Origin of the sequence: Chlorobium sp., assembly GCF_049593655.1 — a bacterium.
GTDB lineage: Bacteria > Bacteroidota > Chlorobiia > Chlorobiales > Chlorobiaceae > Chlorobium.
In genome coordinates, this window is sequence record NZ_JBAWHG010000048.1 from 87,878 (window position 1) to 100,152 (window position 12,275).

At 58.7% G+C, this 12,275-nt stretch carries 9 protein-coding genes; 4 read left to right on the forward strand and 5 right to left on the reverse strand.

The window, feature by feature from the left end; genetic code table 11:
• Positions 1 to 39 precede the first annotated feature (39 nt).
• Positions 40 to 1,464 carry a tRNA uridine-5-carboxymethylaminomethyl(34) synthesis GTPase MnmE gene (mnmE, locus tag WBP50_RS08440; RefSeq protein ID WP_423933365.1) on the reverse strand — a complete coding sequence of 475 codons (1,425 nt, stop codon included), beginning with the start codon at positions 1,462 to 1,464 and terminating at the stop codon, positions 40 to 42.
• 29 nt (positions 1,465 to 1,493) lie between these two features.
• Complete coding sequence (locus WBP50_RS08445; RefSeq protein WP_423933368.1) at positions 1,494 to 2,165, reverse strand: SDR family oxidoreductase; 672 nt, start codon at positions 2,163 to 2,165, stop codon at positions 1,494 to 1,496.
• 112 nt (positions 2,166 to 2,277) lie between these two features.
• Between WBP50_RS08445 and mazG the strand changes: the two genes are divergently transcribed.
• The gene (gene mazG / locus WBP50_RS08450; protein ID WP_423933371.1) at positions 2,278 to 3,093 is read left to right on the forward strand and encodes a nucleoside triphosphate pyrophosphohydrolase; all 816 of its coding nucleotides are present in this window, start codon (positions 2,278 to 2,280) and stop codon (positions 3,091 to 3,093) included.
• Here the strand turns inward: mazG and WBP50_RS08455 are convergent.
• From WBP50_RS08455 to WBP50_RS08465, 3 genes are all read right to left on the reverse strand, one after another.
• On the reverse strand, positions 3,080 to 3,733 hold the full coding sequence (locus WBP50_RS08455; protein ID WP_423933372.1) for an alpha/beta hydrolase: 654 nt from the start codon (positions 3,731 to 3,733) through the stop codon (positions 3,080 to 3,082). The genes mazG and WBP50_RS08455 overlap by 14 nt on opposite strands.
• 69 nt (positions 3,734 to 3,802) lie before the next feature.
• Positions 3,803 to 7,102 (reverse strand): maltose alpha-D-glucosyltransferase, encoded by a 3,300-nt coding sequence (gene treS, locus WBP50_RS08460; protein WP_423933374.1) that lies wholly within the window; start codon positions 7,100 to 7,102, stop codon positions 3,803 to 3,805.
• Between the two features lie 43 nt (positions 7,103 to 7,145).
• Entirely contained in the window at positions 7,146 to 9,164 is a 2,019-nt protein-coding gene (locus tag WBP50_RS08465; RefSeq protein WP_423933377.1) for an alpha-1,4-glucan--maltose-1-phosphate maltosyltransferase, read from the reverse strand.
• Between the two features lie 282 nt (positions 9,165 to 9,446).
• Between WBP50_RS08465 and prfB the strand changes: the two genes are divergently transcribed.
• The 3 genes from prfB to WBP50_RS08480 all read left to right on the forward strand — a co-directional run bounded on the left by prfB (position 9,447) and on the right by WBP50_RS08480 (position 12,262).
• Positions 9,447 to 10,542 (forward strand): peptide chain release factor 2 gene (prfB, locus tag WBP50_RS08470; protein WP_423933380.1). Its coding sequence is split into 2 segments (ribosomal slippage): positions 9,447 to 9,515 and positions 9,517 to 10,542, totalling 1,095 coding nucleotides; the frame shifts between segments, so codons are not numbered across the junction.
• Positions 10,543 to 10,580: 38 nt separating this feature from the next.
• Complete coding sequence (locus tag WBP50_RS08475; RefSeq protein ID WP_423933383.1) at positions 10,581 to 11,411, forward strand: metallophosphoesterase; 831 nt, start codon at positions 10,581 to 10,583, stop codon at positions 11,409 to 11,411.
• Positions 11,408 to 12,262 carry a M23 family metallopeptidase gene (locus WBP50_RS08480; protein WP_423933386.1) on the forward strand — a complete coding sequence of 285 codons (855 nt, stop codon included), beginning with the start codon at positions 11,408 to 11,410 and terminating at the stop codon, positions 12,260 to 12,262. Before WBP50_RS08475 ends, WBP50_RS08480 begins: the two co-directional genes overlap by 4 nt.
• Positions 12,263 to 12,275: the final 13 nt, after the last annotated feature.

Genomic DNA, 12,275 nt, shown 5'->3' on the forward strand with positions numbered 1-12,275 from the left:
TTTTCCATTGGCCCGTTCCGGCCTTTATGTCCTTACCCGCTATTTCCCGATGCAGAACCGGTCAAAAATCACGTTGAGCAGCTCCCCGCTGACCACCTTCCCGGTGATCTCGCCGACATAGTCGAGGGCTGAGCGGAGTTCGAAGGCGATGAGTTCGGTGCCGGCGTACGCGCCGAGAAGTTCCAGTGCGTTCCGGACGGCGTCGCCGGCGTTGCGCAGTGAGGCGTAGTGGCGCAGGCTGGTGACCAGCACGCTGGCGTCGTGCAGCTTGTCGAGCCCTTCGACCATGCCGCTCATGAGCCGGAGCAGCCCTTCGATCCCCTCGCCCTGCTTTGCCGAGACACCCGCGACATCGCAGCAGGTCTCTTCCTGCAGCGTGCTGATGCGCAATGCGCTTTCAGCGGAGAGGTCGGTCTTGTTGGCTATGACGATGAGTTTTGCCCGGTTGTAGGTGTCGCGGAACTCCCTGATCACCTCCGCCTCCTTCAGCCAGTCCGGCTGGCTCAGGTCGAGCATGTAGAGGATCAGGTCGGCCTCGCCGATCTTTTTGTAGCTCCTGCCGACTCCCTCCCGCTCGATCTCCTCGGCGGCTTCGCGCAGCCCGGCGGTATCGGTAAGGCGGAACATGGTCTTTTCGTGCACGAAACACTCCTCGATGTAGTCGCGCGTGGTGCCGGGCATATGGCTCACGATAGCCCGCTCCTCGCCGAGCAGGGTGTTGAGCAGGGTGGATTTGCCCGCATTGGGCTTGCCGACGATCACCGTAGCCACCCCTTCGCTGAGCAGACGGCCGTGCCGGTAGGAGTCCACGAGTTTCTGTACCTCGTCCTGCAGCTGCCCGAGCTGCAGCCTCAGCTCGCCGCGGCTCTGGAACTCCACCTCCTCCTCGCTGAAGTCCAGTTCGAGTTCGAGCAGGGCGCAGGACTCCAGCAGTCTCTGGCGCAACTGTTCGAGCTTCATGGACAGATTGCCCTGCATCTGGTTCACCGCTGTCCGGTATGCCGATTCCGATCGGGCGTGAATCATCTCTCCGATGGCCTCGGCCTGCAGAAGGTCTATGCGCCCGTTAAGAAAGGCCCTGCGGGTGAACTCGCCAGGCTCGGCCAGACGGCACCCTGCATTGCAGAACGCCTGCAGCATGTGCCTGACAACCACAGGCCCGCCGTGGCAGCTGAACTCCACCATATCCTCCCTGGTATAGGAGTTCGGCGAGCGGAACACCAGGGCAACCACCTCGTCGACAAGTTCTTCGCGCTCGTACACCCGGCCGAAATGGGCCGTAAAGCCCTTCGACTCACGGAGCTGAAAGTCGGGATGGCCGGATTTTCTGAAAAGCCGCTGTGCGATGTCGAGCACGCCTCTGCCGCTGATGCGGATGACGGCGAGCGCTCCTACTCCTACAGGCGTTGCTATGGCTGCTATGGGCTCTTCCTGGATGACGACTTGCTGCTGATGGTCTGGCATGGGTGCGTTATAGTGGATGATGACGAGGGTTACAGCGGACGAACGACGATCTGATCGGCAAGAACGTCGTCAGGAAGCTCGATGGCCGAAACGATGACACGGGCGACGTCCTGCGGGCCCATGCGTTTGTTCGGCTGAACGGCCGATCGGTCGAAAAATTCCGTATCGGTCGATCCGGGGTTGACGGTGCAGACTCGGATGCCGAACTCCCTCAGTTCCTCCATGAGCGCTTCCGAAAAGCCGTTCAGGCCGAATTTCGAGGCGCAGTAAGCCGTCCCTCCCTTGAAGCCGCGCTTTCCGGCTATGGAGGAGACGTTCACGATGGTGCCGGAGCGGTGCTGCTTCATCTGCGGCACAACCTCGCGACTGCAGAGAAAGGCCGCCGTCAGGTTGACGCCGATAACCTCCGCCCACGCTTCGGGGGTTATGGTCTCGACATCGCCGAAAATCCCGAGCCCGGCGTTGTTCACCAGCACCGATATGGTTCCCGCAAGCTCCCTGATGGTCAGGAATGCCGCGGCGATTTCAAAAGGCACAGAGAGGTCGGTGCCGATCCAGCGGAACCGGTCATGCCCGATCGGGGTTTCGCGGCGGCTCAGGCCGTAGACAACGGCCCCTTTTTCAAGCAGTTCGGTTGCGGTATGCAGGCCGATCCCGGAACTCGATCCGGTTACGACGGCGGTACGGTTCTGAAGGTTCACGGGTAAACGGGGTTGATTGTCTGGCCATGTTTAGCAGAAATATAGAGAAGAAATGGTAACTTTGGCACACAACGGACTCTGATGACACCCAGAAATGCAATACCCGGAAACCATGAACGACCCGTCGATCGAATCACTGAAAGCCTCGGTACTGAATCCCGATGGAAACGGAGTTGCCGATAACTTCGAGCGGGTTGTCAATCTCGTCAGGGTACTCCGCCATGAGTGCCCCTGGGACAGGAAACAGACAAGGGAGTCTCTTGCCCATCTGCTGCTCGAGGAGAGCTACGAGCTGATCCACGCCATCGACGAGGGCGACGAGGTCGAGCTGAAAAAAGAGCTTGGCGACCTCTTTCTGCACATCTGCTTTCAGGTGATTCTGGCCGAGGAGAGCGGCTCGTTCACCTTTTCCGACGTGTTCACCTCGCTCTGCGAGAAGCTTATCGGCCGGCACCCGCACGTGTTCGGCGACATCGTGGCCGACAGCGAAACGGATGTGCTGAAAAACTGGGAAACCCTCAAGCTCAGGGAGGGGCGCATAAGCCTTCTCGACGGCGTGCCGAAGGCCATGTCGGAACTGCTGCGCGCCTACCGGGTGCAGAAAAAGGTGGCTGGCGTTGGCTTCGACTGGAAAACCGGCGACGAGGTGCTCGAAAAGCTCTCCGAAGAGATCGGCGAGCTGCAGGGCGCCACAACGAAAACGGAGCAGGAGGACGAGTTCGGCGACCTGCTCTTCACCATCGTCAACTACAGCCGTTTTCTGGGCGTGAACCCCGAGGATTCGCTCCGCAAGGCTACCGGCAAGTTCATGACACGCTTCGCCTGTATGGAACGCGAGGTGCAGGCCTCAGGCCGGCCCTGGCAGGAGTACGGCCCGGAAGAACTGGATGTGCTGTGGAACAAGGCAAAAAGCGCTACCTCCCGATAGCCCTCAGAAACTCCGCTGCCGAACGGTAATACTCTTCGTTGGCCCCGTGGCCGCCGGCAAAGGTCACCGGCGAGCAGGCCACTTCAGCATCCCTGAGTCGCCCGGCATCGCGCACGAAGCGCTCCTCCGCATAGAGGGGGTCGCGCCTTCCCCGCGCAAGGTGCACCCGCCGCATCCGTTCGAGCCGGTCGAGTTCCGGCGGTATATCGCCGCCGAGCAGCATCACCCCCGTAACGGCGTGCCGGCCAATCACGGCAGTACGGCAGGCCATGCCTGCCCCCTGCGAGAACCCGTGGAGCACCAGATTGCCGCTTATCCTGCCCGAATCGAGCAGCGAGCTTAAAACCTCATCGACATAGCCGACATTCTCCTCGATGCGCAGGTCGCGCTCCTTCGAGGTCATCCAGCTTGCACCGGAAACCCCTTTGGGTGTAAGGAAGGGGTGAAGCGCCTCGATGGCGCAAAGGCAGTATCCGGAAGCACCGCCGATGGCTTCGAGCCGAGCCATTTCGTCTTCGGCAGTTTCGCCGTAACCGTGAAATCCGGCCAGCAGCGGAGCGGAAGCTCCGGTTTCGGGCATCCGGAGCAGATAGCGCCCGTGTACCGGGACCTGAATGGTGTATGCAGCAACAGCGCTCATGGCGGAAGGGAAAAACATTGCCGGCAGGGCGGGAAAAACCCGGCCCGTACCGGCAGAAATACCTGCAGGTTACGACTCGATAAGCTTCAGAATGCCCCGCATGGGAATCGACGCCCAGAGCGGCCGGCTGTTGAGCTCGTAATTCAGCTCGTAGACCGCCTTGTTCATAAGATAGCCGCGAAGCAGGTGCTCGCGCTGGGCGGCATCTTCGGGAACGATCTCATGGCCTTTGGCGGCATTGAAATAGGCATCCACAAAATGCTGACCCACGTAGTAGCTCCAGCGTTCCGCCCACGGTTCCAGACGCTGGGCATCCTCCGGCCTGATGACCGGGTTGTTCTGCAGCAGCACATTGAAAGCCGCGTAATCGAACGAGCGCATCATACCGGCCACATCGCGGAAGACCGAACGCTTGATCTTGCGCTCGGAGATCGGACGGGCTGGCTCGCCCTCGAAGTCGATGATCACGAAGTCGTTGCCGGTATAGAGCACCTGACCGAGGTGATAGTCGCCGTGAATGCGGACCTTGAGCGTATCGATCTTGCCGAGCCTGATCGGGTCGAACTGCTGCAGGATTTTTTTCTGGCTGGCCAGAAGCAGTTCGACCAGTTCCCTGGGCTCGCCGGTCATCGAAGCGCGTACTTCACGCAGAAGAATCATGCTGCGCTTGACCTGCTCGCACATGGCCTGGTAGATGGAGCGCTGGTAGAGCGACGTGAAGGGTTCCGGCGCAAACTCGGGCTGATCGGTTATCGATGCCAGCGCGATGTGCATCTCGGCCGTGCGTTCGGCAAGTTTTTCAACCATGCCGAGCCAGGATCCGCCGATCAGCTCCTGCATGACCGGAGGAATCGCCACGGGGTCGCCGCTCAATCCGCTGAGAGGCGGAAGCTCCATGCCACCCTGCACTTTCGAGAGCACCTCTTCATAATAGCGCTGCACGTAATCGAGCGAGAGCTTCCAGGCATCGCCCTCATTGGGCACGAAACTCTGCAGGATGCCGATGGAGTAGCGGTTGGTGCGGTTCTGGGCGTAATCGAGCGATCCGAGATAATCGGGAAGCTGTCGGAACGAGGTTTTTTCGGTCAGCGCGCGACACATCTCGACTTCGGGCGAAACGCCGACTTCGATTCTCCGGTAGAGTTTCAGGCAGAGATCGTCGCGATAGCGGATGGAGGTGTTGCTCTGTTCGTTGCCGAGCAGCGCGGGTTCCGAACCGAATCCGTCGATTCTGCAGAGCGCGTCGAACGCCTCGCCCTTGACCCCGTTGACGTTGCCGAGCTTGCCTTTCCATTCGGCGCAGCCGGTGACCAGATGGAAAAGCTGGCCGAGAAAGCTCTTTTCGTAGGTCGCATCGCAGAGATACCCCTCTTCCTCGCCGAGCACGACTCTGGCGATTGCCCGGAGGTAGAAGTTGTCGTCAGTGCGGTTGATCCCCGCATCGGGCACAAAAGAGACCGGAAGCTGGTAGCGCTCGTTCTCGCCGCTTGCATAGCTTACTTCGGTGATGAGCAGCTTGGCATTTGCCATACCTTCCACCGGAATGGTATCGGCTATGGCAACGCGAATGACGGTTCGCGCCTTGCCGCCGAACCAGCGGCTGCCCATATAGTACTTCGGGAGAATTTCCGTTTCGAGCTTCTCGCGGTTTTTGCCGGTAAAGCACCCCTGCCAGCGCGATACTTTCGCGTACGGCTTGTCGAGATAAGGGTGCGCGTCCACTTTTTCGCTCTCCCTGACCATTCTGAGCCAGAAAAACCCGTAGGAGCCCAAGGCCACCATGTAGGGGATGTTGCGGATTTTCGGGAAGCGGTTCAGGCTGAACACCTCTTCGGGTATGCACCCTTCGAAGCGCGACAGGTCGATCGAGACCGCCTGGGCATTACGCGACAGATTGATGACCGTCAGCATGGTTTCATCCTCGAACGTGCGGGTGAAGATCAGCACCTTGGGATTGTTCACCTGCAGGAACTCGATGCTGCCCCGGCTGAGCGACTTGTAGCGCCGCGCCGTGGTTATGGTATGGCGCATCCACCAGAGCAGGGAGTTCACGTTGCTCTCCTGCACCTCGACGTTCACCGCCTCGTAATGATACTCGGGGTCGATGATGACCGGCAGCAGCAGCTGCTGCGGGTTGGCGCGCGAAAAGCCCGCATTGCGGTCGGAGTTCCACTGCATGGGAGTGCGCACGCCGTCGCGGTCGCCGAGATAGTAGTTGTCGCCCATACCGATCTCGTCGCCGTAGTAGAGCACCGGCGTACCGGGCAGCGAAAGGAGCATGATGTTCATCAGCTCTATGCGCCTCCGGTCGTTCGACATGAGCGGGGCAAGCCGTCTGCGTATGCCGAGGTTGATGCGCGCCCTGGGATCGTTGGCGTAGACCCGTCGCATGTAGTCGCGCTCTTCGTCAGTCACCATTTCAAGGGTCAGTTCGTCGTGGTTGCGCAGAAACGATGCCCACTGGCAGGTTTCGGGAATCTCCGGAGTCTGTTCGAGAATGTCGAGAATGGGAAAACGATCTTCGGTGGCAAGGGCCATGTACATCCGCGGCATAAGCGGAAAATGGAAGTTCATGTGGCACAGGTCGCCTTCGCCGAGATAGGCCGCCGAATCTTCAGGCCACTGGTTGGCCTCGGCAAGCAGCATCCTGTTGGGAAACTTTTCGTCCACATGCGCCCGAAGCCTGCGAAGAAATTCGTAGGTAGGGGGAAGGTTCTCGCAATTGGTGCCTTCAGCTTCGTAGAGGTAGGGCACGGCGTCCAGACGCAGGCCGTCTACGCCCATGCCGAGCCAGAAGTCGAGCACATCGAAAAGCGCCTTGTGCACCTCCGGGTTCTCGAAGTTCAGATCCGGCTGGTGATGGTAGAAGCGGTGCCAGAAATACTGGCCGGCAACCGGGTCGTAGGTCCAGTTCGAAGCCTCGAAATCCTGAAAGATGATCCGGGTTTCGGCGTACTTGTCGGGCGTATCGTTCCAGACATAGAAGTTGCGCTCCGGCGACCCTGCCGGCGCCCTTCGGGCCCGCTGGAACCATGCGTGCTGGTCGGAGGTGTGGTTGACCACCAGCTCGGTGATCACCTTGAGGCCGCGCGAGTGGGCCTCTTCGAGAAACTGGCGGAAATCGTCGAGCGTCCCGTAATCGGGATTGACCTTCATATAGTCGGCGATGTCGTAGCCGTCGTCGCGTAACGGAGAGGGGTAGAACGGAAGCAGCCAGATGGCTGTAACCCCGAGACTTTCCAGATAACCAAGCTTCTGGCGCAAACCTTCAAAATCACCGATGCCGTCATTGTTGCTGTCGAAAAACGTCTTGACGTGCGCTTCGTAAATAATAGCGTCTTTGTACCAGAGCGATTCGGGTTGATACATGATAGAAACGTTAAGATCTGATAAGTAATTATTGAAAATGAGATTACGATATAAAGTCCACCCTGAACACATGCGCGGGCATCACTGCCGGGTTCAGCTCGATGTAGTTCCACTCGCCATGCCACTCGTAACTTCCGCCGCCGAAAAGGTCCTCCATACGATAACGGCTGCCCGCGTCGATACCGAACCGTTCGAGCGGAAGGTGCAGCCAGCCGCCGTGGCTGTTGGACTGGTCGAGGTTGACGACGGTCAGAATGATGTTTCGCCCGTCTGTGGACTGCTTCACATACCCGATCAGCCAGTCGTGCTCATGGCCTGCCGATGCGTCGATGCGCAGAAAGGTAATGTTCGATGTACTCTGCAATGCCGGGTTCTCCTTTCTGATCCGGTTGAGAAGCGTAATTTCGGCTCTGATGTTTCCCGGCCGGTCGAGATCCCACCGCTTGATTTCGTATTTCTCTGAATCGAGGTACTCCTCCTTGCCCGGCGCGACCGGCAGATGCTCGCACAGCTCGTATGCCGGGCCGTACATGCCGTAGTTCGACGAGAGGGTTGCAGCAAGCACAAGGCGAATGATGAATTTCGGACGACCGCCGGTCTGCAGCTCTTCGTGCAGGATATCGGGCGTGTTGGGCCAGAAGTTCGGACGCATGTAATGTTTCAGCGGAGCCGAGCTCAGTTCCCTGAGGTACTCCTGCAGCTCCCATTTGGTGTTGCGCCAGGTGAAATAACTGTACGACTGGGTAAATCCCGCTCTGGCAAGCCGGCCCATCAGACGCGGACGGGTAAAGGCTTCGGCAAGAAAAACCGTTTCCGGATGCTCCTCCTGTATGGTGGCAATAGCCCATTCCCAGAACGGAAAGGCCTTGGTGTGCGGGTTGTCGACCCTGAAAACGGAAACCCCGTTCCCGATCCAGAATAGAAAAATGCTGCGCAGCTCGATCCAGAGGTTCTGCCAGTCCGGACTTTCAAAATCGATAGGCAGAATATCCTCGTACCGTTTCGGAGGATTTTCGGCGAACTGCACCGTTCCGTCCGGACGCCACCTGAACCACTGCGGGTGCTCTTTTACATAGGGATGGTCGGGTGAACACTGAAAGGCGATATCGAGCGCCACGGAGATGGAGTGCCGCTCAGCTTCGGCGACAAAAGCGCGAAAATCCTCAAGCGTGCCGAGTTCCGGGTGCACCGACTTGTGACCTCCCTGGGCACTGCCGATAGCCCAGCAGCTGCCCGGCTCATCCGGACCCGCGACAAGCGCGTTGTTCTTTCCCTTGCGCTTGGTGATGCCGATCGGATGTATGGGCGGCAGATAGACCACATCGAACCCCATGCCGGCAACAAGCGGGAGCAGACGCATGCAGTCGCGGAAGGTGCCGTGCCTGCCCGGTTCGAGACCCCATGAACGGGGGAAAAACTCGTACCATGAACTGAAGCCTGCTTTCGGCGTCTCAACGACAAGAACGAGCGCCTTTTCATAGCGGGAGGCATGCGCCTTGTCGGGATAGCGAAGCATCAGCAGCTCAAGCTCTTCGTCTGAAGCCGCGGCGACGGCCGTCACCTGTTCCGGGGCAAGCATCTTTGCCCCGTATGCCTGCAGTTGCAGGGCATCGGCCTCCTGTGCCCGGCCTGCAGCCTTCTCCACGAACAGCGCCCCGATCCGCAGATCGAGCGATACGTCCTGACCTGCTTCAACTTTTTTGGACAGCCCTTTTTTCCAGGTGATGAAATGGTCGATCCATGCCTCGATGGTATACTCGTACCTGCCCGGTTTGCCGGCAGGCAGAGAGCCTTCCCATCGGTCGTTCTCTCTTGGCTGCATGACGAATCGCAGCCACTCTCCGATACCGCCCGCAGGCCTGCAGCAGATGGCCGCGCTGATGGTATCTGCCCCGTCGGTAAAAATATCGGCCTCAACCGTCAACAGCTCGCCCTCCATGCACCTGACCGGGTATTTGCCCCCGTCAAGTTCAGGTGCGACCTGTTCGATAATAACTCTCTGGCGGCCGTCAAAATCATCGAGGATCAGATGAGGGACCGTGTGACGGAATGTGTTGTTCATAGTCGGATTCTCAGGTTGGCAGGCCGGACGGAACCGGACAGTCGGGGCAAAACAGTTTGCCTGCAGGAAACCTGCAGGCAATAGCCCTGTTGTATTTTTCTTGAATGGAAAATAGGAAGATTTCCTCAGTATCGATAAAAGTTTGCATGCCGCATGCATTTGATATTCTCTGGAAAAAATTATTCCTTAGCTTTGAAAGAAAACGGGGGTCCCGGAAGAAGCGGGAAATATGCCGGCCCTGCAAGTCAAGAACACTTCTAACCACAAGTATTACAACGTATTATGTTTGAACCACAAAAAGAAAGACTGCAGGCCATCGAGGAGCGCCTGGAACAGTTACGGGGGTATCTTTGACGTTGACGAGCGCAAAGAAAAAATCGACGATCTCGAAAAAATAACCGCCGACCCCGCATTCTGGAACGATCAGCAGCAGGCCAACAAAATCCTCAAGGAGCTGAACGAGCATAAATCCTGGACGGAAGCATACGACAGACTAGCCGCCGGAGCGAAAACCTGCCGCGAGGAACTTGACGTGGCCTCCGAACTCGAAGATGAGTCCTTCAACGACGAACTTTCAGGCATCATAGCCGCACTCGAGGGCGACATCTCCTCGCTTGAGTTCAAAAACATGCTTTCCGGCAAGGACGATCCCGGCAACGCCATCATCACCATACATGCCGGAGCAGGCGGCACCGAGGCGCAGGACTGGGCCGAAATGCTTTACCGCATGTATATGCGATGGGCCGAACGCAAAGGGTTCAAGGTCTATACCGACGACTACCAGGAGGGCGACGGCGCAGGCATCAAGACCGCCACGCTGGAAATTCAGGGACCTTACGCTTATGGCTATCTGAAAGCCGAAAACGGCGTTCACCGGCTGGTGCGTGTCTCGCCGTTCGACTCGAACGCCCGACGCCATACATCATTCGCCAGCGTCTATACCTATCCGGAAGCGCCTCCCGACGTTGAAATCGACGTGCGCAAGGAGGATCTGGAACTCTCAACCTTCCGAAGCGGTGGCAAGGGCGGCCAGAACGTCAACAAGGTGGAGACCGCCGTACGCATCAAGCACATCCCCTCGGGCATCGTGGTCGGCTGCCAGCAGGAGCGCTCGCAGTTCCAGAACCGGGAGCGGGCCATGAAAATGCTCATGGCCCAGCTCTACCAGCGGCAGCGCGAAGAGGAGGATGCCAGGAAACGCGAGATCGAAGGGAAAAAGAAAAAAATCGAATGGGGCAGCCAGATCCGCAGCTATGTGCTCGACGACCGGCGCATCAAGGACCACCGGACCAACTACGAGCGGTTCGATATCGAAACCGTGCTTGACGGCGACCTTGACGCGTTCATGGAAAAATACCTTTCCGAATTCAGCGACTGAACCCGCAGGATAAACGGCGCCGAAAAAACAACCGGCCCATGCGCATCGGCCTGATCACCGACATACACTTCAGCGTCAGCGACGCTGCCGGGGGGGCTCATGCGGCAACCCCGGACCTTGGCGCCTGTATTGAAGATTTTCGCAACGGCTCCCTGGACTTCGTCCTGCAGCTCGGCGACATGATAAACGGCACTCCGGAACGGGCGGAAGAAGAGCTGCGACAGGTGCTCCCGATGCTGAAAAAGTATACAGGCACCATCCACCATGTCATCGGAAACCACTGCCTTGCGGTTCCGCAGAAGGATCTGCTGCGAAATCTCGGCATGGAACGGGCATATTACTCCTTCAGGAAGGAAAAATTCCGCTTCGTCGTGCTCGATGGCATGGACGTATCGGTTCTGAACGAGCCGGAAACCGGTGCAGACCGCGCACTGCTGCGCTCATGCCTTGCTCGACCGGAGCTGCACGACTATTGCGGCGCAGTGGGAAAGCGACAGATCGAATGGCTCCACAGCGAACTGCAGGAGGCGTCGGCAAAAAAAGAGTCGGTCATCGTGATCTGCCATTTTCCGCTCCATCCCGCCACAACCGACCTGAAGCACGGAATGCTCTGGAACCACCGGGAGGTAAGGAAACTGCTCGAAGCGTATCCTGCGGTCAGGGCGTGCATCGGAGGCCATTACCACTACGGTGGACATGCGAAAGAAAAGGACATTCACTATCTTGTGCTGCCGGCATTTGTCAACCGCGCGGAACATCCCGGAACCGCATGGAGCGTAGCGGAGCTTCTGCAAGACCGGCTGGTCGTAACGGCCAGGAGCGGAGAGGTCGTGCTTGATCTTGAACTTAACAGGACCGATGACGCATGATACGCCTCACCCCCTTTCTCCTGATTTTTCTTGCCTTGGCGGCTTTACCGTCCGCAGCGCATGCGCTCTCCTCCGATACCCTCCGTGTCGAGGTTCCCGAAACCGCAAAAAAACAGGGTGAGTTCTTCTCCGTCAGGGTGAGCGGAGAGCGGACACTGCCTTCGCTCTGGTTCATGGAGCGCACCTATACCCTGTTTCGCCAGCCGGATAGCTCATGGCGGGCGATGGTGCCGGTGGAAAACCTCACGAAACCCGGAGGATACGCGCTGCTGGTACGAACCGCGTCCGGCGAGAGAAAAATCCCCGTGCTGGTAAAGCCGAACAACCGGAAAATCCAGTATATCACGCTCGACCCGTCGAAACAGGGGCTCAAGGCGACCGAGACGGAAAAAACACGGGTCAAGGCCGCCCTGTTGACCGAAAGCCCCGAAAAGCTTTACACGGGAATCTTCCTCCGTCCGTCGCCCGGCAGAACCAGCAGCCTCTTCGGCCTGAAACGGTCGTACGACGGCGGTCCTGTAGAGAGCTATCATAAGGGTATCGACATCTCCGCACCCGAGGGAACGCCGGTAAAAAGCACGGCGAAAGGGCGGGTCGTGCTGTGCGGAACGGTCAGCGAAGGGTTCCGGGTGCACGGCAACACCGTCGTCATTGATCACGGCCAGGGGCTCACCACCATCTACATGCACCTGCACACGATTGCCGTCCGGGCAGGACAGCTCGTTGAAAGGGGCGAGGCGATCGGAACGGTCGGCCATACCGGCATCTCGACCGCGCCGCACCTGCATTGGGGCACCTATCTCTACGGCACCAGCGTCGATCCTCAGCTCTTCGAGGGAAAATCCTTCTGAAACCGCAGGGAAG

Bases quoted from the DNA above. Each gene is read 5' to 3' on its own strand.
- mnmE (WP_423933365.1), bottom strand. From the start codon at position 1,464: ATGCCAGACCATCAGCAGCAAGTCGTCATCCAGGAAGAGCCCATAGCA.
- mazG (WP_423933371.1), top strand. From the start codon at position 2,278: ATGAACGACCCGTCGATCGAATCACTGAAAGCCTCGGTACTGAATCCC.
- WBP50_RS08455 (WP_423933372.1), bottom strand. From the start codon at position 3,733: ATGAGCGCTGTTGCTGCATACACCATTCAGGTCCCGGTACACGGGCGC.
- treS (WP_423933374.1), bottom strand. From the start codon at position 7,102: ATGTATCAACCCGAATCGCTCTGGTACAAAGACGCTATTATTTACGAA.
- WBP50_RS08465 (WP_423933377.1), bottom strand. From the start codon at position 9,164: ATGAACAACACATTCCGTCACACGGTCCCTCATCTGATCCTCGATGAT.
- WBP50_RS08475 (WP_423933383.1), top strand. From the start codon at position 10,581: ATGCGCATCGGCCTGATCACCGACATACACTTCAGCGTCAGCGACGCT.
- WBP50_RS08480 (WP_423933386.1), top strand. From the start codon at position 11,408: ATGATACGCCTCACCCCCTTTCTCCTGATTTTTCTTGCCTTGGCGGCT.